We start from the raw sequence: 22,313 nt of genomic DNA on the forward strand, positions 1-22,313 counted from the left end.
TTAGCCAAGCCAGATGAGCGTAAATAAAGTCCCGCCCAATAAACCCGCGGCAAAAAGCATGCTGCTCCAGATAAGTGTTCTGGTCTTTTTCTGCTCCAACAACAAGCGTAACATTAGCTCTTCCGTCTGAGATTTTTGAGACTCTTGGTGGTTTTCCAACCAATTTACAAGCAATCTAGGGATAGTAGGCACTAACTTTGCCCAGTGTGGCGCCTCATCTTTAATACGATCAATAAAGCCACGAATACCAATTTGTTTATCAACCCAACGCTCTAATACCGGTTTTGCTGTTTTCCATAAATCCATATCTGGATCTAATTGGCGCCCCAAACCTTCCACGTTTAACAAAGTTTTTTGCAATAAAGTAAGTTGCGGCTGGATTTCCACATTAAATCGTCTCGATGCTTGGAATAAACGCATCAAAACAATACCCAAGGATATTTCTTTTAGTGGGCGGTCGAAATATGGTTCGCAAACAGCTCTGACTGCGCCCTCCAACTCTTCCACTCTTGTCTCTTTGGGCACCCAACCAGATTCAATATGTAACTCAGCGACTCTTCTATAGTTCCGGTTAAAAAATGCCAAGAAATTTTGCGCTAAATAATTTTTATCTGAGTCAGACAATGCGCCAACAATTCCAAAATCTAGTGCTATGTAACGACCAAATGTTTTGGGAGCAACGCTAACAAAAATGTTTCCTGGATGCATATCAGCATGGAAAAACCCATCATGAAATACCTGCGTGAAAAATATCTCCACGCCATCCGAGGCCAATTTTTTAAGATCAACGCCAGCTGCTTTTAATTGATCCAATTTAGAAATTGGAATGCCATGCATACGCTCCATCACCATGACATTGAGGCCACACAAATCCCAATACATCTCCGGAATCATTAATTTATCTGAGCCTTCAAAATTTCTGCGCAACTGACTCGCATTCGCAGCCTCTCTCATGAGATCTAACTCATCATGTAAATAAGTGTCAAACTCATCCACATTTTCCTTAGGCTTTAATCTTTTACCGTCCTGCCATAATTTCTCAACCAAACCAGCCAAGATTCTCAATAAAGCCAAGTCGCTCTCTATGATTGGCAAAATTCCAGGGCGTAAAACTTTAATGGCAACTTCCTTGCCTTCCCATTCAGGATACTTTGATGTCCCTTTTAAAACCGCAAAATGCACCTGAGCTACTGAAGCACTCGCTACTGGCTTTTGGTTAAAAGAACTAAAGACATCTGATATTTTTTTACCTAACGAAGCCTCAATTAATGCAATCGACTTAGCTTCAGAGAAAGGTGGCACTTGATCTTGCAACTTAGCTAATTCATCAGCAACATCTTCTGGCAATAAATCTCTACGCGTTGAAAGAACCTGTCCGAATTTAACAAATATTGGACCCAACGCTTCTAAAGCCAAACGCAGGCTCTGGCCACGAGAATATGAACTAGGCGTCAACCATGACACGATGGTTAACAGAGTTTTAACGAGGCCTGGCTTAAGACTATCTCTAACGATTTTCACCAAACCAAATCGCCAGAAAGTAAATAAAATTTTAAATAGCCTTAAGAACTGCCTCACGCTGATTTCTCCAACAAACGCTCAACTCTTTTTTCCACACGATCCACATCGTCACGTAAACGACGCACATCTTCTTTATATTGATGTAACTCTTTGCTCATCACTAAAGTTGGGCGCTCATGCACTAAATACTCAAGGACACTTTCACTCAAATCTTTAGCAGCATTTTTACTAATATTTTTTAGTTTCCGACTAGACTCTATCAAACGATGAGCCATAGCATCACCCACAAATTTTGACAAATCCTCTTCGACATCCCAACGAAGCTGGCTAGCTAGCTTGCCCATCATATGAGCCAAATCAACATCACCAGATACTTTTACATACTGAGCTGCAAGATCTTTTCCACCGGAAATATAAGCTTTAAAAAACTCTGAGCCAATCGTTAAAGTTACATTAGCCTCATCTGAATATGGTTCACTAGCTAAAGAAAAATGCGCCTGCTCATTAATCACCAAAGTAGCCTTTTTGAAAGGCAGTACCACTTGAATGGTTTTGCCGATGTGCTTGCGCAAAAGCTGACTAGCCCAAGATTCTTGGGCTAGTACATGATTAAGAGCTTTAAGAATTGTCTTCAGATTAAACCAACTGTTGTATACCAGCCAAGACCCAACCACCCTGTCCTTGCACTGGCTTCACCAAATTCCACACTTCAACAAATGATTCAGCAGGTGCATCTGCATGCTCACGAATCATCCCAGAGAAGCGCACACTCGCAAGATACACATCAGATGTAGTTTCCACACCTAACAATTCCGCATCCAAAGTTAAAACTTCAGTCTTATTATTTTGTGCAACCCGAGCCTGCAAATCTTGGCGCAACTCGTCAAACATCTCAACCGTTGCAAACTCCTTTAATTGCGCTAAATCACCTTGATCCCAAGCTTCTTGAAGGCGTACAAAATGTTTTTTAGCATTAACCAAGAAAGCTTCTTGATCAAAATCAGCTATACCAGACACACTTGCAGGGGCTTCTTGCACTGGAACAGATGATCCAGTTGATACAGTCGGCTCTTGCTTCCCATATTGGTAACTATCGAATTGCTGATTACCTGCAGGACTCGCCTTATAGCTAGCGCCTGCAAATTTTCTAAACAACCACAAACCAATCATGGCAACAGCCATCACAATTAACAAACCCATAAAAAATGAGCTCGCAGCCTCACCAAGACCAAAATGGGATAAAAGCCAACCCATACCTAAACCAGCAGCCAAGCCACCCAACATACCGCCCCAGCCAAATTTTCTTGGTTGTTGTGGTGCAGGCGCAGGAGCCGGCGTAGCAGGCGTTGCAGCTGGAGCTGCAGCAGGTGCTTGAGCTGGCACTGCAGGAGCAGCTTGTTGCTTCTGTGTCACAGTAGAAGATTGTCTGCCCATACTTTTTGAGCCACCCAAACGCTTTGCATCAGCATTTAAAGATGTACCCAGTAAAACAAAAGAAGAAAGAACTAACCAAATTATTGTTTTCTTCATATGCATTCTCATGTCTCTTTCTTATTAAAAATAATTAATATTTGTAGCCAATATGTAATGCAACAATACCGCCGGTAAGTGAATGATATTCAACCTTATCAAAACCAACGCTTTCCATCATAGCTTTTAGAGTTTCCTGATCTGGATGCATACGAATAGATTCAGCTAAATATCTATAACTATCAGCATCACCCGCAACCTTCTCACCCAACCATGGCAATATCTTAAAAGAGTAAGCATCATAAATTGGCTTAATCATTTCAACTGGTTTTGAAAACTCCAAAACCATGACTTTCCCACCCGGCTTAATAACTCGCAACATTTCGGCCAATGCCACTTCTTTATGAGTCATATTGCGCAGGCCAAAAGCTACCGTCGCTAAATCAAAATAATTAGCCGGGAAAGGAATTTGCTCAGCGTCAACTTGGACGCAAGGTAAAAAATAACCCTTATCTAATAAACGATTGCGTCCATAGCTAAGCATTGATGCATTAATGTCAGTTAACCAAACTTGACCGCCGGTTTCCCTCTCAAGGCCCACCGACTTAGCAAAACTAAGCGATAAGTCACCTGTACCACCAGCAATATCCAAAACCTTATGACCGGGTTTAACCGCAGCCTTATTAATCGTGAAATGCTTCCAAATACGATGCAAGCCACCCGACATTAAGTCATTCATCACATCATATTTATTGGCCACAGAATGAAAAACTTCAGCAACCTTACCCGCCTTCTCTTTTTCATCAACGGTTTTATATCCGAAATGTGTTTGAGCCATCAGTTAATGTCCACAAGAATGTCCAGCGTCTTTGATCATAACGGTGTCGCGATCAATTCCAGCCGTTTTAAGTTTATCTAAATAGGATTGCCACATAGCGTCCTGGTTTTGACATATCTCATAAAGATAGTCCCAAGTAAAAATACCTGAATCATGGCCATCAGAAAAAGTAGGTTTTACAGCGTAGTGCCCCACCTGATCAATGCCAACAATTTCTACATCACGCTTCCCAGTTTGTAATGTTTCTTGGCCTGGGCCATGACCACGCACCTCAGCTGAAGGAGACCATACACGCAATAATTCAAAAGGCAATTTATAAGATTGGTTACCTTCATAAACCAACTCCAATACCTTAGACTGTTGATGGACAACAATATCTTGAGGTAGAGGTGCTTTGGTTAATTGATTCATACTTAAACCAATACTCGCTCAATACCGCCGTGATTAGCTTTTTCAACATAATCTTCCATCCAGCTCTCACCTAGTATGTGTTTGGCCATTTCAACAACAATGTAGTCAGCTTTCGTGCCAGCATCTTCATCGTAACGAGATAAGCCTTGCAAGCAAGATGGGCAACTAGTCAAAATCTTTACCTCACCATCAAAGTTGCCACGCAAATTGGATACATCCTTACGAATCTCTTCTTCTTTACGGAAACGTACTTGTGAAGAAACATCAGGACGAGTAACCGCCAAAGTCCCAGACTCTCCACAGCAGCGATCATTTTTGGCAATAGCTGCTCCATCCGCCATAGTGAGCAAACCGTTAACAGTCTTTAATGGGTCTTGCAATTTCATAGGGCTATGACAAGGGTCATGGTACATATACTTAACACCTTGAACGCTATCTAACTTAATACCCTTCTCCAGCAAGAATTCATGAATATCAACAATTCTGCAACCTGGGAAGATCTTGTCAAACTCATACCCTGCCAATTGGTCATAACAAGTACCACATGAAACCACGACCGTCTTCACATCTAAATAATTAAGCGTATTCGCAACTCGATGGAATAGCACTCTGTTATCGGTAATGATTTTTTCAGCCTTATCAAAATCACCAGATCCACGCTGCGGATAACCGCAACATAAATAACCTGGAGGCAAAATAGTCTGAACGCCTGTATGCCACAACATCGCCTGAGTTGCTAAGCCAACTTGTGAAAATAATCGCTCAGACCCACAACCAGGGAAATAGAAAACAGCTTCAGTATCAACTGATGTTGTTTTAGGATCACGAATAATTGGAACAATATCCGCATCTTCAATATCCAATAAAGCACGTGCCGTTTTCTTAGGCAAGTTGCCAGGCATTTTTTTATTAATGAAATGGATAACTTGCTCTTGAATTGGTGCACGACCAACAGTCGCTGGCGGTTTAGCTGTTTGCGCTTTTGCAAACTTCTTCAACAAATCATGTGCCAAACGCTGAACCTTATAACCCCAATCAATCATTAACTTGCGAGTTAATTGAATGGTTTCAGGATTGGTTGCATTCAAGAAGAACATGGATGCAGCAGCGCCAGGATTAAATTTCTTCTGCCCCATCTTGCGCAATAAATTGCGCATATTCATCGTGACATCACCAAAATCAATTTTTACCGGGCAAGGCGTTACACATTTGTGACACACAGTGCAATGGGCAGCGACATCATCAAACGCTTCCCAATGTTTAATGGAAACACCTCGGCGCGTTTGCTCTTCATATAAAAATGCCTCAACCAACAAAGAGGTTGCCAAAATTTTATTGCGCGGGCTATATAAAAGATTTGCACGCGGCACATGAGTAGAACAAACAGGTTTACATTTGCCACAACGCAAACAATCTTTGACACTAGATGCAATTGCACCAATATCACTTTGCTGCATGATTAATGATTCATGCCCCATCAATCCAAAGCTTGGCGTATAGGCGTTACGCAAATCAGCGCCCGCCATGAGCTTACCTTTATTGAAGCGCCCCTCAGGATCGATTTTGTTCTTATATGTTCTAAATTCTTGAATTTCCGCGTCTGACAAGTATTCAAGCTTAGTAATACCAATACCATGCTCACCTGAAATAACACCGTTCAGAGATCTTGCTAGCTTCATGATTCTGTCAACAGCTTGATGCGCATCTTGCAACATCGCATAGTTATCAGAGTTCACAGGCAAATTGGTATGCACGTTACCGTCACCAGCATGCATATGTAACGCCACAAACACTCTGCTGCGCAACTCGCGCTTATGAATCGCCTCACATTCTTTAAGAATCGGCTCAAAAGCTACGCCACTAAAAATCTTACGCAACTCAGCACGCACCTCAAGTTTCCAAGACGCTCTCAAACTTCTGTCTTGTAACCCAGAGAAATACTGATCCATATTGCCGGCCCACTCAGACCAACGAGCACGCACATCAGCAATTAACTGTAAAGCTTGAGTAACGCGATCTTCCAAAAGCTCAGCACTCGGAATCTCGCTTGCATCATCCGCTTTACCTAACGGCAAATTACCTTGCTTAAAGAAATTTTCTAAAGCACCTAATAACTGAATCTTATTTTTAAGTGATAGCTCAATATTGATACGCTCAATACCATCGGTATATTCACCCATGCGATCAAGTGGAATAACCACATCTTCATTGATCTTAAACGCATTGGTATGTTTAGCAATTGCGGCAGTTCTTGAACGATCTAACCAAAACTTTTTACGAGCCTCAGGACTTACCGCCACAAAACCCTCACCCACTCGGGTGTTGGCCATACGAATCACTTCGCTTGCCGCAACCGCAACTGAATTCTCATCATCACCAACAATATCGCCAATCAAAACCATCTTAGGCAATACATTGCGTTTAGATTTAGTTGCATAACCAACTGCTTTTAAATAGCGCTCATCTAAATGCTCAAGGCCCGCCAAAATGGCTCCACCCTGTTTTGTTTGCTGATCCAAATAAGCCTTGATCTCAACAATGCTAGGAATAGCTTCACGCGCTTGCCCAAAAAACTCCAAGCAAACAGTGCGTATTTGTTTAGGCATGCGATGTAGAACCCAGCGAGCGCTGGTAATTAAGCCATCACAACCTTCTTTTTGAACTCCAGGCAAACCCGCTAAAAATTTATCGGTAACGTCTTTACCTAAACCTTCTTTACGGAAGCGTTTGCCTTCAATTTTTAATTCTTCTGTTTTTAGAACTTGCTTACCAGGCGCTTGATTACCATCAGACCAAACAAGTTTAAATGTCGCGAAATCAACATCATGAATCTTGCTCATGTTGTGGCCGATACGTTCCACATCCAACCAGTTGCCTTGCGGGTCAACCATTCTCCATGAAGCTAAATTGTCTAGCGCAGTTCCCCACAACACGGCTTTCTTGCCGCCGGCATTCATGGCGATATTTCCGCCAATACAACTAGCTTCTGCTGATGTTGGGTCTACCGCAAAAACATGACCTGATTTATCGGCTGCATCTGAAACTCTTTTAGTAACAACACCTGCGCCAGAGTAAATCGTGGCAACTTGTTTATCCAACCCAGGCAATTGAATCATTTCAACCTGGCCAAGCGTTTCTAATTTCTCAGTATTGATAACTGCTGACATGGGTGACAGCGGTACTGCACCACCCGTATAACCAGTACCACCTCCGCGAGGAATAATCGTCAACCCCAACTCAATACAGCCTTTAACCAAACCAGGGATCTCAGCCTCAGAGTCGGGAGTTAGCACCACAAATGGATACTCAACTCGCCAATCAGTTGCATCAGTCACATGAGATACGCGAGCCAAACCGTCATAAGCGATATTGTCAGCCGCAGTTACCTTGCCTAAAACTTTACGCACTCGCTTACGCAATGTGCTGATACGATCAAACTCAGAATTAAAGTGTGCAACCGCTTCTTTGGCACCAACAACTAACTTGCCAACTTTATCGGCCAAATCTGTTGTCATGCGCTTTTGCACTTCCCCCAAACGATGCTGTAAAGCATCGATCAATAATTTGCGACGCGCAGGGTTATCTAGTAAATCATCTTGTAAAAAAGGATTTCTTTGTACAACCCAAATATCTCCAAGGACCTCATAAAGCATCCGAGCTGAACGACCGGTTTTTCTACCAGACCTCAACTCATCCAAAATTTGCCATGCATCCTCGCCCAATAAGCGAATAACAATCTCTCTATCTGAGAAAGAAGTGTAGTTATAGGGAATTTCTCGCAAACGAGGAGCATTTTGCAAATGCTCGGCAAGGCTATTTAATGGCAAAGGGGCGTTCATATCGCTAGCTTTAACTAAAACGCCATTTTAAAGGACTATGAGCGCAAATGCCTCTTTCTTAATTAATGATCTGAAACCATGCCTTAATTGTGGTTATAAACCCGGCACTGATAGCTGTCCAAAAATCATTGGGCACCATTAAGAGGACATAAGTCATTGTCAAATAACGCAATAACTTCCCAATAGCCATATAAATTAAGCAGGCGCCCCAGGGCAAGCGCAACCAGCCAGCGACTGCACATAGAGGATCCCCCACAATGGGTAGCCAAGAGAAAAGTAATGCTGGAGGGCCCATCTTCTCAAACCATCGCAATAACTTATGTTCCCTAGCACCCAAGTACTTCTCTTGAGCCTTGCTAGCACCATACCCCATTAACCAATCCACCATACCGCCCAAAGTATTACCAACGGTAGCCACTACAATAGCCCACCAAAACATATCTGGCATTAGCTTGATATAGCCAAATAAAAAAGGCTCCGAGCCCATGGGTAGGAGGGTTGCGGAAACAAAGGAAACCATGAACACGGATGGCAAGCCCACCGTTGGCAATGAGAGCCATACTAAAAAATTATGTAGTTGAGTTTCCATGTTTGGTCATTTTATGTCCTTGCCGTGATACGCTCACAGAATGCCAAAAGATTATTTAAGAAAAATTCTAACTGCGAAGGTCTATGATGTGGCGCGCGAAAGCGAACTACATGTAGCACCGCACCTCTCATCCCGCCTTAACAACAAAGTTCTACTTAAAAGAGAAGATAACCAGCCAGTTTTCTCATTTAAGTTACGTGGCGCCTATAACAAAATGGCTCATTTGAGCGCTATTGAGCTCAAACGAGGCGTTATTGCAGCGTCAGCCGGTAACCATGCGCAAGGCGTCGCCTTATCTGCAGCTAAATTAGGTTGCAGAGCCATCATTGTGATGCCGACCACAACGCCGCAACTCAAAATTGACGCGGTACGTGATCGCGGCGGCAAATCCGTAGAGATTGTTCTGCATGGGGAATCTTATAGCGATGCCTATCAACATGCTTTATCTCTTGAAAAGAAGCATAAATTAACGTTTGTTCATCCATTTGATGATCCGGATGTGATTGCAGGCCAAGGCACTATTGCCATGGAAATTTTGCAACAACATCAAGATCCAATTAAAGCCATTTTCCTCGCAATTGGAGGGGGAGGCCTAATATCAGGAGTGGGCGCTTACATCAAATCTGTACGTCCAGACATAAAAGTTATTGGCGTACAAACCATTGACTCTGACGCCATGAAAAAATCCCTAGAAGCAGGGCGTCGAGTGGAGCTAAAAGAAGTCGGACTTTTCTCAGATGGCACTGCTGTGAAAATGGTGGGGAAAGAGACTTTCCGTCTATGCCAAGAAGTTGTCGATGAAATCATTACCGTCGATACCGATGCAATTTGCGCAGCCATCAACGATGTTTTTACCGACACCAGAAGTATTTTGGAGCCGGCTGGAGCATTAGCGCTTGCTGGCCTAAAAGCATATGTCGAACGTGAAAAATGTAAAGATCAAACCTTGATCGCGGTAGCCTGTGGTGCCAATATTAATTTCAATCGACTTAGATTCGTAGCAGAAAGAGCTGAAGTTGGAGAAGCTAGAGAGGCAGTCTTTGCAGTCACCATTCCAGAAGAACGCGGCTCATTCAGACGCTTTTGCGAACTTTTAGGTGAGCGTAACGTAACTGAATTTAATTACCGTATTGCGGACGCCTCAAAAGCCCATATTTTTGTTGGTATTTCTACACAAAAAGCTAGTGATAGCACTCAAATTGCCAAATCTTTTAAAAAATCTGGATTTGACACGATTGACCTCACTCATGATGAGCTAGCTAAGTCTCATTTAAGGCATATGGTTGGGGGACGATCACAATTAGCTAAAGATGAATTGCTATATCGCTTTGAGTTTCCAGAAAAACCAGGCGCTCTTATGCGATTTTTAACGAGCATGGCGCCCAACTGGAACATCAGCCTCTTCCACTACCGTAACCATGGTGCTGACTATGGAAGAATTTTGGTAGGCATACAAGTACCTCCAAGCGATAAAAAAGAACTTAAAAAATTCTTAGGTAACTTAGGCTACCCTCATTGGGAAGAAAGCAACAACCCTGCTTACAAACTGTTCTTGGCTTAAATATGGCTTTTTCACTGGAAGGCAAACTTGTTGTCGCTATCTCTTCAAGAGCACTATTTGATTTTGAAGAAGAGAATCAGCTTTTTGAAGCTAGCGATGACAGCGCCTATATGCAACTCCAACTAGATCGGCTTGACTCACCAGCCAAGCCTGGCGTTGCTTATCCTCTAGTGAAAAAATTACTCCGCTTTAATACCAAATCTGAACAAAATGTTGAAGTCGTAATTCTCTCTAGGAATGACCCTGTCAGCGGCCTCAGAGTATTTCGTTCAGCAAAAAGCAATCATTTAGCGATTGAAAGAGGTGTCTTTACAAGAGGCCGACCTCCCTATCACTATCTCAAATCATTACAAGCGAACCTATTTCTTTCAGCGAATGACGATGATGTGCGCGCCACTCTAGCAGCAGGCTTTCCTGCAGCAATGGTATTTCCGCAAAGCAGACAATTGGCAGAGTCGCACCCGAATGAAATCAGAATTGCTTTTGACGGTGATGCTGTTCTTTTTTCCGATGAAGCAGAACAAGTTTTTCAAAGTGAGGGCCTTGATGCTTTCGTCGCACATGAAAGCAATAAAGTTGAGACGCCTCTACCGCCAGGCCCCTTCAAACCATTGCTAGAGGCTTTACATAGACTGCAATCTGTCTCAGCTAGCAATGAAATGAAAATAAGAACTGCCTTAGTGACTGCCCGATCAGCTCCAGCACATGAAAGAGCCATTAGAACTCTGATGGCTTGGGGTATTGCCGTAGATGAAGCCATGTTTCTAGGCGGCCTACCTAAAAAAGATTTTCTGAAAGAATTTGAACCTGACTTTTTCTTTGATGATCAAACCGGCCATTGCGAACTGGCTGCCGATGTAGCCCCCACAGGACAAGTTTTATCAGGTGTAGCGAACCAACCCAAATAATATGAATCACTTAGAACAGGCGCCACTAGGAAAAAATTCGGACAATCCCAACAAATATAGTCCTGAAGTTTTATTTCCAATTAGCAGAATACCCAATCGATTAAGCTTGGGTATCGAGCCTAACGCTCAACCTTTCTTCGGTGTTGATATTTGGAATGCCTATGAGCTTAGTTGGCTTAATAGCAAAGGTAAGCCTCAAATTGGGATTGCCACTTTTATTGTTCCAGCAAACTCGCCCAACATTATTGAATCTAAATCATGGAAGCTATACCTCAATAGTATTAACAACCATTCGTTTAATTCTGAAGAGGATCTTATTAAGACTCTCACTAGTGACCTATCGGCAGTAGCAGGCGCCACTGTTAGCGTAAAAATTACAAAACCCGAAGATGTAACAAACGCAGGCATGAAAGAGCTTGAAGGCAAGCTACTGGATCGTTTGGATGTTGAAATTAATCCAAGCGAAAAACCAAACGCCGATTTATTAAGTGCTGACTTTTCTCAGCCGCCGGTCAATGAATGTTTGGTGACACATCTGCTACGCTCCAACTGTCCTGTAACTGGTCAACCAGACTGGGCGAGCGTACAAATCAATTATGTTGGCCCTGAAATTAACGAAGAAGGTCTTTTACGTTATTTAATTGCATTTAGAGAGCATCAGGAATTTCACGAGCACTGCGTAGAAAAAATCTTTGTAGATATCAAAAAAATATGCCGCCCTACTAAGTTATCGGTTTATGCTCGATACACCCGCAGAGGCGGCATTGATATCAATCCTTTTAGAACTGATTACAACGCTTCGTGGCCAGATAACACTCGCCACTCGCGTCAATAATTAATTAAATTTATTTAGAACGGAATATCGTCGTCGATATCGCTGATATTGCTTGGTGCTGCACTTGGCCTTGACTGAGGCATAGCAGAAGAAGAAGCACCGCCACCACCCATATCAGAAGACCCAGGGGCTTTACCACCCAACATTTGCATAGTTTCAGCAACGATTTCTGTAGAGTATTTTTCTTGACCGCTTTGATCTGTCCATTTGCGAGTACGCAAACGACCCTCTACATAAACCTGAGATCCTTTTTTCAAATATTTTTCTGCAATTTCAGCAACTTTTCCAAAAAAAGCAACGCGATGCCACTCTGTATTTTCACGCATTTCGCCTGATTGCTTATCTCTGTATCTATCTGTAGTTGCAATAGAAATGTTAGTTACTGCGTCGCCACTTGGTAAACGACGAGTCTCTGGATCACGGCCAACATTACCCACAATAATTACTTTATTTACCGATGCCATTTTTGTCTCCCGAAGAAAATTTGTTGTTCCGATTAAGAATGAAATATGAGTTTTAAACGTCTAAGAATTTGTTTTAGGCGGCAACTCACGCATTCCAAAACTGATTATAAGCCACATAAAAATTGCTCCAGAACATGCGTAAAAAACTGCTGCCTCACCCTTTGTTTGAAGGATCCAACCACCTAAAACACCGCCCAAAAAAAGCCCTGTTGATTGAGTGGTGTTGTAAATACCTAAAGCGGTTCCTTTTGCATGACTAGCCCAACGTGAGACCAAAGAAGGCTGCATGGCTTCTAAGATATTAAAGCCCACGAAATAAATAAGAACTGCCGTGGCAAGCATCAAGAGCGTTACTGAATTTGCCATCATCAATTGGGCCACTAACATCGCCATAATCCCAAAGATAAAAGCAGGTTTCATTTTTTTGCGACGCTCACTCACCATAATGATGAGTCCCATAAAAACAAAAGAAATCAATACTGCCGGCAAGTACAAACGCCAATGAGCATTCAACGGCAAATCAGCTCTAACTAACAAGCCAGGCAAAGTCATAAATAACGCCACCTGCGCCGCATGCAAAATGAGAACACCCACATTGAGTCTTAATAAATCTTTATTGAAAAAAATCTCTGAGAACTTAGCTGTAAATGGAGACTTAGCTGCCACCTCTTGACCAGGAACAACGAAAAGCGCTATCAAAATAGCGCCCAAGCCCAACAGCGCCATTAAATAAAACATCCCATTCAAGCCAATTAATTCATGTAAAGGTGCAGCAATCACCAATGACAAGGCGAAAGTAAGGGCAATACTTCCTCCAACCATGGCCATAGACCTTGTTCGAGTTTCCTCCCTGGTTAAATCAGCTAACCAAGCCGTAATAGCGGCAGAAATAGCCCCTGCACCTTGGATAGCCCGACCAACCGTAATCCAAGCCAATTCATCGTGACTAGCGGCAATTAAAGCTCCCAATACAAAAAGAACCAAGCCAACGGCTACGACTGGACGTCGCCCATACTTATCCGACAACATCCCCAATGGGATGTGTAAACAAGCCTGAACCATGCCATAAATACCTAGAGCCAAGCCAACCAAGGTCGCCTGATCCCCTCCAGGCAAGGATTTAGCGTGCATGCTAAATACTGGCAGGATTAAAAATAGCCCCAACATACGTAGAGCAAAGATGCCTGATAACGCTAAGGCTGCGCGAAGTTCTGATCTTTCCATAAAGAAGAGCTATATTAACTGGTTAAACAAAGAAAAATCATGGATACGATAAAAATTAGGGGTGCACGCACCCACAACTTGAAAAATATTAATCTAGACATTCCTAGAGACCAGTTAGTCGTCATTACTGGGCTATCAGGGTCTGGGAAAAGCTCTTTAGCCTTTGATACTCTTTATGCTGAAGGGCAGCGCCGTTATGTGGAATCACTTTCCGCTTACGCCCGCCAATTCCTACAACTCATGGAAAAACCAGATGTTGACTCTATTGAAGGGTTATCGCCTGCAATTTCCATTGAGCAAAAAGCCACTAGCCACAACCCTAGATCGACTGTTGGCACAGTAACGGAAATTCATGATTACTTACGTCTCTTATTCGCCAGAGCCGGTACCCCGCATTGCCCAGACCACCACTTGCCCTTAGCCGCCCAAAGCGTCTCACAAATGGTTGATGCGGTGATGGCGCAGCCAGAAGAGACAAAATTAATGATTTTGGCGCCTGTAGTCAGCGAGCGAAAAGGCGAACATATTGATTTATTTGAAGGTTTACAAGCCCAAGGCTTTGTCCGTTTCAGAATTAAATCTGGCGGCGGTACGGCTCAACATGCTGACGCGAAAATCTACGAAGTGGACTCGCTGCCCAAATTAAAGAAAAATGAAAAACATTCAATTGATGTTGTCGTAGACCGCATCAAAGTTAAAGCAGATATTCAACAACGCCTTGCTGAATCGTTTGAAACAGCGCTTAGACTAGCAGATGGCAGAGCCATTGCGCTTGAAATGGACACGGGGAAGGAACAGCTTTTCTCTAGCAAATTCTCTTGTCCTGTCTGCTCATACTCACTTCAAGAATTAGAGCCGCGATTATTTTCATTCAACAACCCTATGGGTGCTTGCCCAAGCTGTGATGGCTTAGGTCAAATTAGCTTTTTTGATCCTAAAAGAGTAGTGGCCCATCCAGAACTATCTTTAGCATCCGGCGCTATCAAAGGATGGGATAGAAGAAATCAGTTTTACTTCAGGCTATTACAAAACTTGGCAAAACATGCCAAGTTCGACTTAGAAACCCCTTTCGAAAATTTACCCAAAAAAGTTCAAGATTTGATTTTGTATGGATCAGGGGATCAAGAAATCCCATTTGAATACCTCAATGAAAAAGGCAAAACCATTATTCGAGAACACAGCTTCGAAGGTATCGTTGCCAACTTCCAGCGTCGCTATAAAGAAACTGACTCTATGACAGTCAGAGAAGAGCTTGCTAAATATCAAAACAACAAGCCTTGCCCATCTTGCGAAGGCACTCGATTAAAAACCGAAGCTCGCAACGTTAAAGTAGGCGATGGCGCTCAAGCTAGAGCCATTTACGAAGTCAGCAATCTGCCCTTAGGCGCTGCCCTTAATTACTTCAAAACGCTTGAACTAAAGGGTAATAAAAAAGATATCGCCGGAAAAATTATTGCTGAAATTAGCTCAAGGCTCAGCTTTCTAAATGATGTGGGCTTAGATTATTTATCACTAGACCGCAGTGCTGACACGCTTTCCGGTGGAGAGGCTCAACGTATTAGACTAGCCTCACAAATTGGCTCTGGCTTAACCGGTGTGATGTATGTATTAGATGAACCATCTATTGGGCTTCATCAAAGAGACAATGATCGCCTTATCGGCACACTCAAACATTTACGCGACTTAGGTAATTCAGTTCTCGTAGTGGAGCATGATGAAGATATGATCAGAGCATCAGATTACGTTATCGATATCGGACCTGGTGCTGGCGAACATGGCGGCAAAATTATTGCAGAGGGAACTCCAAAGCAAATTCAAAATCACCCAACATCTTTAACTGGCGCCTACCTATCCGGCAAAGAAGGCATTGAAGTACCCAAGAACCGATTAACACCAGGCGAAAAGCATTTAAAAATTATTGGCGCCACAGGCAACAACCTAAAAAATGTGGATATTGAAATACCACTAGGCTTATTAACTTGTGTCACAGGTGTATCTGGTTCAGGTAAATCAACCTTAATTAACGACACGCTTCATCACGCCGTTGCCCAACACTTATACGGTTCAAACGCAGAACCTGCAGCACATAAAGAAATTCAAGGGCTAGAGCACTTCGATAAAGTCATTAACGTTGATCAATCGCCCATCGGAAGAACACCACGCTCAAACCCAGCAACGTATACAGGACTCTTCACCCCTATCCGTGAATTATTTGCTGGAGTCCCAGCTTCTAGAGAAAGAGGCTATGAAGCTGGTCGCTTCTCCTTTAACGTTAGAGGTGGCCGCTGTGAAACTTGTGAAGGTGATGGCGTCCTAAAAGTGGAAATGCACTTTCTCCCTGACGTTTATGTTCCGTGCGATGTTTGCCATGGAAAACGATATAACCGTGAAACCCTAGATATTCGATACAAGGGTAAGAATATCCATGAAGTTCTATCAATGACAATTGAACAAGCTCATGATTTCTTTGAAGCGGTTCCCACAGTTAAGAGAAAACTAAAAACACTTCTAGATGTTGGTCTTGGCTATGTCAAGCTTGGTCAAAGTGCAACCACCCTTTCAGGCGGCGAAGCACAACGAGTCAAACTTTCTTTAGAGCTTTCAAAACGAGATACCGGTAGAACACTATACATTCTTGATGAACCAACAACCGGGCTTCATTTCCATGACATCCAATTATTGTTAAAAGTTATTCACACGCTTAAAAAGCACGGGAATACAATCATCATCATTGAACATAATTTAGATGTTATTAAAACTGCAGACTGGATTATTGATTTAGGCCCAGAAGGAGGCGGCGGAGGTGGCGAAATAATAGCCACTGGAACCCCAGAAGCTGTTGCAAAAGTTGCAAAAAGCTACACTGGCAAATATCTTGCTCCCTTATTGAAATAAGGCCAAAGACCTATACTCTTACTTATGGCAAATTTAACTACCCAACAAAACCAAAGAGCCATCGAATTAGCTCAAGAAACTCTTCAGATTGAAGGCGATGCCATTCTCAATCTAAAAAAGAATCTAGCTAATAAAAATGCTGAGCAATTTGCTCACGCCATTGAGCTATTACTTGGCTGTAAAGGGCGAATTGTTGTCTCCGGCATTGGTAAATCTGGCCACATTGGCAAGAAGGTGGCGGCTACCTTTGCTTCAACAGGCTCGCCAGCCTTCTTTGTACACCCAGCGGAAGCAAGTCATGGTGATTTAGGAATGGTGACTCAGCACGATGTATTTGTTGCCTTCTCAAACTCTGGTGAAACCAGCGAATTAACAGCGATTGTTCCAATTATCAAAAGAACTGGCGCTAAATTAATCGCTCTCACAGGCAACCCCTCATCATCATTAGCCGAGCTGGCAGATGCTCACATCAATGTAGGTGTTGAAAAAGAAGCCTGCCCGCTAAACCTTGCCCCAACAGCTAGTACTACTGCCGCGCTAGCAATGGGCGATGCGCTGGCAGTGGCGTTACTTGATGCCCAAGGATTTAGGCCTGAAGATTTTGCAAGGTCTCATCCAGGCGGCAGTCTTGGCAGAAAATTATTAACGCATGTTCGCGACGTGATGCGTAGCGGTGAAGAATCTCCTAGAACAAACTTGGATGCAAGCATCACAGATGCTCTATTGGAAATTACCGCTAAACGCATGGGCATGACAGTCATCGTTGATAACAATGAAAAAGTTGTTGGCATATTTACAGACGGTGACTTGCGCCGCTTAATTGAAAAAAATAATCAATTCCAAAACACGTCGCTCAAAGATGCTATGACACCCAACCCTCGCACCATATCCCCGGATGTATTAGCTGCAGAAGCGGTGGAAATGATGGAACGCCATCGAATTAATCAATTAGTGGTAGCAGACGCCAATGGCCGTTTAATTGGCGCCCTCAATCTTCATGATCTTTTTGCTGCACAGGTAATTTAATGACTAAAGTTTTCGGAGAAATGGTTACAAACTCATTAACCAATCACCCACAAGCACTAGAGAGAGCTGAACATATCAAACTACTTGTTTTAGATGTGGATGGCGTTCTAACGAATGGCGGCCTACTAGTTGGTCATGACGGCAAAGAAGCGCTTAAATGTTTTGATAGCTTAGATGGTCATGGCATTAAGTTACTGCAATCAGTTGGCGTGATTGTTGCCATCATTACTGGCAGAAGCTCAGGTATGGTTGAAGGCCGAGCAAAAGAATTAGGCATCAAACATGTACAAATGGGTGTTGCGAATAAATTAGATGCGCTCACTTCTCTGCTCAAAGAAACAGGGTTATCTTTATCGGACTGCGCTGCAATGGGTGATGATTGGCCAGACTTGGCGATACTACCCAAAGTTCACTTCTCCGCTTGTCCTGCACAAGGTCACGAAGAAGTCAAAAAACGTGTGCACTACATTACTCACCGAACTGGTGGGGCAGGTGCTGTGCGAGAGCTATGCGATTTAATTCTAAAAGCGCAAGGTCATTACGATCGTCTATTGCAAGAAGCGCTTTAAAAAATGAATTACTTAAGCACCATTCTCAAATTTATGCCTATAGCTTTAATGGGCATATTGACGCTTGGTACTTATTGGATGGTCCAATTAGGCACACCTGATAATCTTCCAAATAAATCCAAAAAACATGTGCCGGATTACACATTGGATGAAGTAACAATCACAACCCTAGGTCCCTCAGGGGAAACAAAATATAGAATCGTTGGCACAAAACTCACTCACTACGAAGATGACTCAAGCTCAACTTTAACTAATCCTCTTGCAAGAAGATTTCACCCAACAAAACCGCCAACAACCGTAAAAGCAGACATAGGCCTAATGAATGGTGAAATGTCTATCCTAAATTTAAATGGTAATGCGACATTAACAAGGCCCGCTCAACCCGCTAGCGCATCAGACTCAGGCAGTGCACGCTTATTCATGAGCTCTGCTAGCTTCACCATCCTCCTTAATGAAGATATTGTCAAAACCAATTTACCTGTCACTCTAGAACAAGGTTTATCAATCATGTCTTCAGAAGAAGGCGCTGTCTTTGATAATGTTCACCAACAACTAACCATGGTTGGCAAAGTACGCGGTCGCATTGAATCAAACACAAAAAAAGGTTACTAAATGTTGAGATCTTTTTTTATCAGTTCTGCATTAATTTTTCTAAGCACGCTCTCAATACCAACATTTGCTGAACGCGCTGATAAAGACAAACCAATTTCTCTCAGTTCAGAAAAAGCATCTTTCGACGACGTCAGACAAATTTATGTTTTAGAGAATAATGTGCTTCTAATTAAAGGCACTCTTATTATTAAAGGCGAAAAAGCAACCGTTAAAGTTGATCCAGAAGGTTACCAATTTGCCACGGTTCTTTCAAAACCAGGTGCACCTGCCAACCTAAAACAAAAACGAGATACCGGTGTTGATGAATATATTCAAGGTTTTGGTGATCAAATTGAATATGATGCGAAAACCGAAACAGCCATACTCACAGGCAATGCCCAAATGAATCAATTAATTGGTACCAGAATAGCGGATGATATTCATGGCGATAAAATTCACTATGACGGCGTTAGTGAAAAATATCGCGCCATCTCCACTGAAGCAGTAAAGTCCATGCTGTCACCACGCAGAAAAGACAATCAAGGAAATACTCAACGATGACATCTACATTATCAGCATCAGGCCTTCAAAAACGGTACGGCACACGTACCGTTGTTAAAAATGTAGGGTTAGAGGTTAAGAGTGGCGAAGTGGTTGGTTTGCTAGGTCCTAACGGCGCTGGCAAAACCACCTCTTTTTATATGATTGTTGGTTTAGTCCCTCTTGATGGCGGTGAAATTAATTTAAATGGCCAAGAAATTAGCCATCTCCCGATTCATGAAAGAGCCAAACTCGGTCTATCTTATTTACCTCAAGAAGCTTCTGTTTTTAGAAAACTCAATGTTGAAGAAAATATTCAAGCCGTTTTGGAATTACAAGAAGTCGATGGTCAAGCTCTTTCAAAACAAGAAATTCAGAACCGCTTAGAGCAGCTACTACAAGAATTACAAATCGGGCACTTGAGAAAAAATCCAGCCATGTCATTATCTGGTGGAGAAAGACGACGCGTTGAAATTGCTAGAGCCCTAGCATCACAACCTAAATTTATTTTGCTAGATGAGCCATTTGCTGGGGTAGACCCAATTGCTGTTGGTGAAATTCAGAGAATTGTTAGATTTTTGAAAGATCGTCAAATCGGCGTTTTAATTACTGATCATAATGTTCGTGAAACATTGGGAATTTGTGATCACGCCTACATCATTAGCGATGGAACTGTGCTGGCTGCTGGTGAACCTGAAAGCATTATTGATAACGAGGCAGTTAGAAAAGTTTACCTTGGTGAAAATTTCAAGATGTAGCCTTAAAAATATTTAAGCAATTTTCATACCAATCCTTTCATTGTCGAGGCTAAAATGACTTAATAATGAAAGCAAGTCTCAACCTAAGGTTTTCACAGAACCTAGCTCTTACACCACAACTACAGCAGTCGATTAAGCTTCTGCAGCTATCAGCCCTTGAGCTAGAGCAAGAACTCATTCAAGCCGCAGAAACAAACCCCCTCATTGAATATGAGCCCCCAATGGATCGAGCTGCTACCGAACCAATCATTCAGCTGTCTCACCGCAGCACCAATTCAATCAAGAGTAATTCGGATTGGGATGAAGATGACGACCGATTTACGAGGTTATCAGCGCCACAAAGCCTCCTAGATCATCTCATCGACCAAATTAGGGTCATGCGTTTATCCAACGTAGAAAAGAGCTTGGTAGGCCTTTTAGCGGGTAACTTGGATGAGAAAGGCCTCCTACCAATAACGCTAGATGAATTGGCCGAAGAAATCTCTGATGAGATTGATCTAGAAGATGGCTCTCCAAAAGAACAATTAACTAGAGCGCTTGCTAGACTGCAACACCTAGAGCCTCCTGGCGTTGGAGCGAGAGACCTAGGCGAATGCCTCAAGCTCCAACTAGAGGCCCTACCTGAAAAAGATAAATTAGAGAAAGTTTGGGCGTATGCCCACAAGATATGTAGTGACCATATTGATTTATTAGCTAGCAGGGACTGGGTTCGACTTAAAAAAATACTAAAAGCTTCAGATGCTGAGCTCAATGCAGCAGTGGTAGCCATTAAAAATTTAAAACATAACCCCGCTGCAGAGTTTGAACAAGGCACAGAGACCACCCTCATCCCCGATGTGATCGTCAAAAAAACTACTCACGGATGGCAAGTCATACCCAACCCCGATGCACAACCCAAAATTAGCATCCATGAGGAGTATGCAAAGGTTATTAAAAATAATAAAAATAGAGAAGGTGGAGATAACCTAGCCCAAAAACTACAAGAGGCTAGATGGCTTGTTAAAAATGTGCTACAAAGAAGCGAAACCATATTAAAAGTAGCTAAAGCTATCGTGGATAGACAACAAAATTTCTTCAATCATGGTGAAATCGCCATGAGGCCATTGGTTTTACGAGAAATTGCAGATACCTTGAATCTGCATGAATCCACTATTTCAAGAGTCACCACTCAAAAATATATGGCCACACCCTTAGGTACTTATGAATTTAAGTACTTCTTTGGCAGCCAAGTCAGTACAGATACTGGCGGATCAGTCTCATCAACAGCCATCAGAGCGGTCATAAAACAATTAGTTGACGAAGAAGATGCCAACAAACCTCTCTCAGACACACAAATCGTAGATTTACTTGCGACCAAAGGGTTTGTAATTGCCAGAAGAACAATTGCTAAATACAGGGAATCTCTACGCATCCCTGCAGTTCATTTGCGTAGAAAATAATATTGGAGCAAAGCATGAATCTAAAAATTAGCAGTCATCACGTAGAAATAACCCCCGCTATGCGCTCACATTTGGAAAATAAGCTGTCGCGCATTTCGCTCCATTTCGACCAAGTAATTTCAGTTTCGGTCATTCTGTCAATTAATAATGAAAAAGAGAAGGATCTTCACAATCACGCTGAAATCACCCTACATCTAAAGGGGAAAGATCTTTTTGCCGAGGCTCATCATAGCGATATGTACCATGCGATGGACATGGTGGTTGATAAATTAGACAGGCAAGTTCTGAAACATAAGGAAAAAGTTCAAGCCCATCACCATCAAACTATTAAAAACACTTGATTAAATTGGTCAAGGCACTCTTATAATGCACTGCACACATGAATGCCTTGACCCAACTAATTACCCCCAACAATATCGTTTTAGATATTGACGTATCTTCACAAGAAGAACTTTTTCAATTTGCAGGCAAGTTATTCGAAGGCCTTTATGGGCTTTCTTCAGAACTAGTACGCTCATGCCTGCAAGATAGAGAGAATTTAGGTTCAACAGGCCTTGGTAGCGGGATTGCCATCCCACACGGCCGCGTCAAAAACTTATCTGAGGCTCATTTAGGATTTATTCGTTTAAAAAATGGCATTGATTTCAAATCCCCTGACGGCATTCCTGTCAGAGTATTAGTTTTAATGTTAGTTCCAGAACAAGCAACACAAAGTCATCTTGAAATATTGTCACAAGTAGCTCAGGTTCTATCTGATACACGTACAAAAGAGTTACTATTTACGGAAACCAAACTAGAGAACATTCATCAATTGCTGACAGCCTGGAAAAAATAA

General features: G+C 42.5%; 21 protein-coding genes. 12 read left to right on the forward strand and 9 right to left on the reverse strand.

Going from position 1 to position 22,313, the window contains the following annotated elements; all coding sequences use genetic code 11:
* Genes ubiB through ICV01_RS08330 form a run of 7 tightly spaced genes read right to left on the reverse strand, consistent with a single transcriptional unit; the run spans position 1 to position 8,668 of the window.
* Positions 1-1,578 carry a ubiquinone biosynthesis regulatory protein kinase UbiB gene (ubiB, locus tag ICV01_RS08300; RefSeq protein WP_215287391.1) on the reverse strand — a complete coding sequence of 526 codons (1,578 nt, stop codon included), beginning with the start codon at positions 1,576-1,578 and terminating at the stop codon, positions 1-3.
* Positions 1,575-2,195: an SCP2 domain-containing protein gene (locus tag ICV01_RS08305; protein WP_215287393.1), complete on the reverse strand. Its 621-nt coding sequence runs from the start codon at positions 2,193-2,195 to the stop codon at positions 1,575-1,577. The genes ubiB and ICV01_RS08305 overlap by 4 nt, the downstream gene beginning before the upstream one ends.
* Positions 2,158-3,051 (reverse strand): Tim44 domain-containing protein, encoded by an 894-nt coding sequence (locus ICV01_RS08310; protein ID WP_251369344.1) that lies wholly within the window; start codon positions 3,049-3,051, stop codon positions 2,158-2,160. The genes ICV01_RS08305 and ICV01_RS08310 overlap by 38 nt, the downstream gene beginning before the upstream one ends.
* Positions 3,052-3,085: 34 nt before the next feature.
* Positions 3,086-3,829, reverse strand: coding sequence for a bifunctional demethylmenaquinone methyltransferase/2-methoxy-6-polyprenyl-1,4-benzoquinol methylase UbiE (ubiE, locus tag ICV01_RS08315; RefSeq protein WP_215287396.1), 744 nt, complete (start codon positions 3,827-3,829; stop codon positions 3,086-3,088).
* 3 nt (positions 3,830-3,832) lie between these two features.
* A complete protein-coding gene (locus tag ICV01_RS08320) occupies positions 3,833-4,240 on the reverse strand; it encodes a gamma-butyrobetaine hydroxylase-like domain-containing protein (protein WP_215287397.1) in 408 nt (135 codons plus the stop codon).
* A 2-nt stretch (positions 4,241-4,242) separates the two neighbouring features.
* Entirely contained in the window at positions 4,243-8,079 is a 3,837-nt protein-coding gene (locus tag ICV01_RS08325) for an FAD/FMN-binding oxidoreductase (RefSeq protein WP_215287398.1), read from the reverse strand.
* 58 nt (positions 8,080-8,137) lie between these two features.
* On the reverse strand, positions 8,138-8,668 hold the full coding sequence (locus ICV01_RS08330) for a YqaA family protein (RefSeq protein ID WP_215287399.1): 531 nt from the start codon (positions 8,666-8,668) through the stop codon (positions 8,138-8,140).
* A 40-nt stretch (positions 8,669-8,708) separates the two neighbouring features.
* On the opposite strand from ICV01_RS08330, the gene ilvA reads away from it, so the two are divergent.
* The 3 genes from ilvA to queF are packed head-to-tail and all read left to right on the forward strand — an operon-like array spanning position 8,709 to position 11,972.
* Complete coding sequence (gene ilvA, locus ICV01_RS08335; RefSeq protein ID WP_215287400.1) at positions 8,709-10,229, forward strand: threonine ammonia-lyase, biosynthetic; 1,521 nt, start codon at positions 8,709-8,711, stop codon at positions 10,227-10,229.
* A 2-nt stretch (positions 10,230-10,231) separates the two neighbouring features.
* Complete coding sequence (locus ICV01_RS08340; protein ID WP_215287401.1) at positions 10,232-11,137, forward strand: 5'-nucleotidase; 906 nt, start codon at positions 10,232-10,234, stop codon at positions 11,135-11,137.
* Between the two features lies 1 nt (position 11,138).
* Complete coding sequence (queF, locus tag ICV01_RS08345; protein WP_215287402.1) at positions 11,139-11,972, forward strand: NADPH-dependent 7-cyano-7-deazaguanine reductase QueF; 834 nt, start codon at positions 11,139-11,141, stop codon at positions 11,970-11,972.
* Positions 11,973-11,986: 14 nt separating this feature from the next.
* Here queF and ssb read toward each other — a convergent pair whose 3' ends face one another.
* Both ssb and ICV01_RS08355 read right to left on the reverse strand, forming a co-directional pair.
* Positions 11,987-12,436: a single-stranded DNA-binding protein gene (gene ssb, locus ICV01_RS08350; RefSeq protein WP_215287405.1), complete on the reverse strand. Its 450-nt coding sequence runs from the start codon at positions 12,434-12,436 to the stop codon at positions 11,987-11,989.
* 60 nt (positions 12,437-12,496) lie between these two features.
* A complete protein-coding gene (locus ICV01_RS08355; protein ID WP_215287407.1) occupies positions 12,497-13,660 on the reverse strand; it encodes an MFS transporter in 1,164 nt (387 codons plus the stop codon).
* Between the two features lie 39 nt (positions 13,661-13,699).
* Here ICV01_RS08355 and uvrA point away from each other — a divergent pair, with 39 nt between their 5' ends.
* The 9 genes from uvrA (at position 13,700) to ICV01_RS08400 (ending at position 22,313) form a co-directional block, all read left to right on the forward strand.
* Positions 13,700-16,555: an excinuclease ABC subunit UvrA gene (uvrA, locus tag ICV01_RS08360; RefSeq protein WP_215287409.1), complete on the forward strand. Its 2,856-nt coding sequence runs from the start codon at positions 13,700-13,702 to the stop codon at positions 16,553-16,555.
* Positions 16,556-16,579: 24 nt separating this feature from the next.
* Entirely contained in the window at positions 16,580-17,581 is a 1,002-nt protein-coding gene (locus ICV01_RS08365; protein WP_215287411.1) for an SIS domain-containing protein, read from the forward strand.
* Positions 17,581-18,150 (forward strand): HAD family hydrolase, encoded by a 570-nt coding sequence (locus ICV01_RS08370; protein ID WP_215287413.1) that lies wholly within the window; start codon positions 17,581-17,583, stop codon positions 18,148-18,150. Before ICV01_RS08365 ends, ICV01_RS08370 begins: the two co-directional genes overlap by 1 nt.
* Before the next feature lie 33 nt (positions 18,151-18,183).
* Positions 18,184-18,762 (forward strand): LPS export ABC transporter periplasmic protein LptC, encoded by a 579-nt coding sequence (lptC, locus tag ICV01_RS08375; protein ID WP_215287415.1) that lies wholly within the window; start codon positions 18,184-18,186, stop codon positions 18,760-18,762.
* Positions 18,763-19,302: a lipopolysaccharide transport periplasmic protein LptA gene (gene lptA, locus ICV01_RS08380; protein WP_215287416.1), complete on the forward strand. Its 540-nt coding sequence runs from the start codon at positions 18,763-18,765 to the stop codon at positions 19,300-19,302.
* Positions 19,299-20,039 (forward strand): LPS export ABC transporter ATP-binding protein, encoded by a 741-nt coding sequence (lptB, locus tag ICV01_RS08385; protein ID WP_215287417.1) that lies wholly within the window; start codon positions 19,299-19,301, stop codon positions 20,037-20,039. The genes lptA and lptB overlap by 4 nt, the downstream gene beginning before the upstream one ends.
* 65 nt (positions 20,040-20,104) lie before the next feature.
* A complete protein-coding gene (gene rpoN / locus ICV01_RS08390; RefSeq protein ID WP_215287418.1) occupies positions 20,105-21,478 on the forward strand; it encodes an RNA polymerase factor sigma-54 in 1,374 nt (457 codons plus the stop codon).
* A gap of 14 nt (positions 21,479-21,492) precedes the next feature.
* Positions 21,493-21,819 carry a ribosome hibernation-promoting factor, HPF/YfiA family gene (gene hpf / locus ICV01_RS08395; protein WP_215287419.1) on the forward strand — a complete coding sequence of 109 codons (327 nt, stop codon included), beginning with the start codon at positions 21,493-21,495 and terminating at the stop codon, positions 21,817-21,819.
* Positions 21,820-21,857: 38 nt separating this feature from the next.
* Positions 21,858-22,313, forward strand: coding sequence for a PTS sugar transporter subunit IIA (locus ICV01_RS08400; RefSeq protein WP_215287420.1), 456 nt, complete (start codon positions 21,858-21,860; stop codon positions 22,311-22,313).

The sequence above is a fragment of the Polynucleobacter sp. MWH-Spelu-300-X4 genome (assembly GCF_018687515.1).
Classification (GTDB): Bacteria; Pseudomonadota; Gammaproteobacteria; order Burkholderiales; family Burkholderiaceae; genus Polynucleobacter.

Coding starts and splice junctions, on each gene's coding strand:
- ICV01_RS08355 (WP_215287407.1), bottom strand. CDS start 13,660: ATGGAAAGATCAGAACTTCGCGCAGCCTTAGCGTTATCAGGCATCTTT.
- ICV01_RS08370 (WP_215287413.1), top strand. CDS start 17,581: ATGACTAAAGTTTTCGGAGAAATGGTTACAAACTCATTAACCAATCAC.
- ICV01_RS08325 (WP_215287398.1), bottom strand. CDS start 8,079: ATGAACGCCCCTTTGCCATTAAATAGCCTTGCCGAGCATTTGCAAAAT.
- lptC (WP_215287415.1), top strand. CDS start 18,184: ATGCCTATAGCTTTAATGGGCATATTGACGCTTGGTACTTATTGGATG.
- ssb (WP_215287405.1), bottom strand. CDS start 12,436: ATGGCATCGGTAAATAAAGTAATTATTGTGGGTAATGTTGGCCGTGAT.
- ICV01_RS08320 (WP_215287397.1), bottom strand. CDS start 4,240: ATGAATCAATTAACCAAAGCACCTCTACCTCAAGATATTGTTGTCCAT.
- ICV01_RS08310 (WP_251369344.1), bottom strand. CDS start 3,051: ATGAAGAAAACAATAATTTGGTTAGTTCTTTCTTCTTTTGTTTTACTG.
- uvrA (WP_215287409.1), top strand. CDS start 13,700: ATGGATACGATAAAAATTAGGGGTGCACGCACCCACAACTTGAAAAAT.
- queF (WP_215287402.1), top strand. CDS start 11,139: ATGAATCACTTAGAACAGGCGCCACTAGGAAAAAATTCGGACAATCCC.
- hpf (WP_215287419.1), top strand. CDS start 21,493: ATGAATCTAAAAATTAGCAGTCATCACGTAGAAATAACCCCCGCTATG.
- ubiE (WP_215287396.1), bottom strand. CDS start 3,829: ATGGCTCAAACACATTTCGGATATAAAACCGTTGATGAAAAAGAGAAG.
- ICV01_RS08340 (WP_215287401.1), top strand. CDS start 10,232: ATGGCTTTTTCACTGGAAGGCAAACTTGTTGTCGCTATCTCTTCAAGA.
- ICV01_RS08365 (WP_215287411.1), top strand. CDS start 16,580: ATGGCAAATTTAACTACCCAACAAAACCAAAGAGCCATCGAATTAGCT.
- rpoN (WP_215287418.1), top strand. CDS start 20,105: ATGAAAGCAAGTCTCAACCTAAGGTTTTCACAGAACCTAGCTCTTACA.
- ICV01_RS08330 (WP_215287399.1), bottom strand. CDS start 8,668: ATGGAAACTCAACTACATAATTTTTTAGTATGGCTCTCATTGCCAACG.
- lptB (WP_215287417.1), top strand. CDS start 19,299: ATGACATCTACATTATCAGCATCAGGCCTTCAAAAACGGTACGGCACA.
- lptA (WP_215287416.1), top strand. CDS start 18,763: ATGTTGAGATCTTTTTTTATCAGTTCTGCATTAATTTTTCTAAGCACG.
- ilvA (WP_215287400.1), top strand. CDS start 8,709: ATGCCAAAAGATTATTTAAGAAAAATTCTAACTGCGAAGGTCTATGAT.
- ICV01_RS08400 (WP_215287420.1), top strand. CDS start 21,858: ATGAATGCCTTGACCCAACTAATTACCCCCAACAATATCGTTTTAGAT.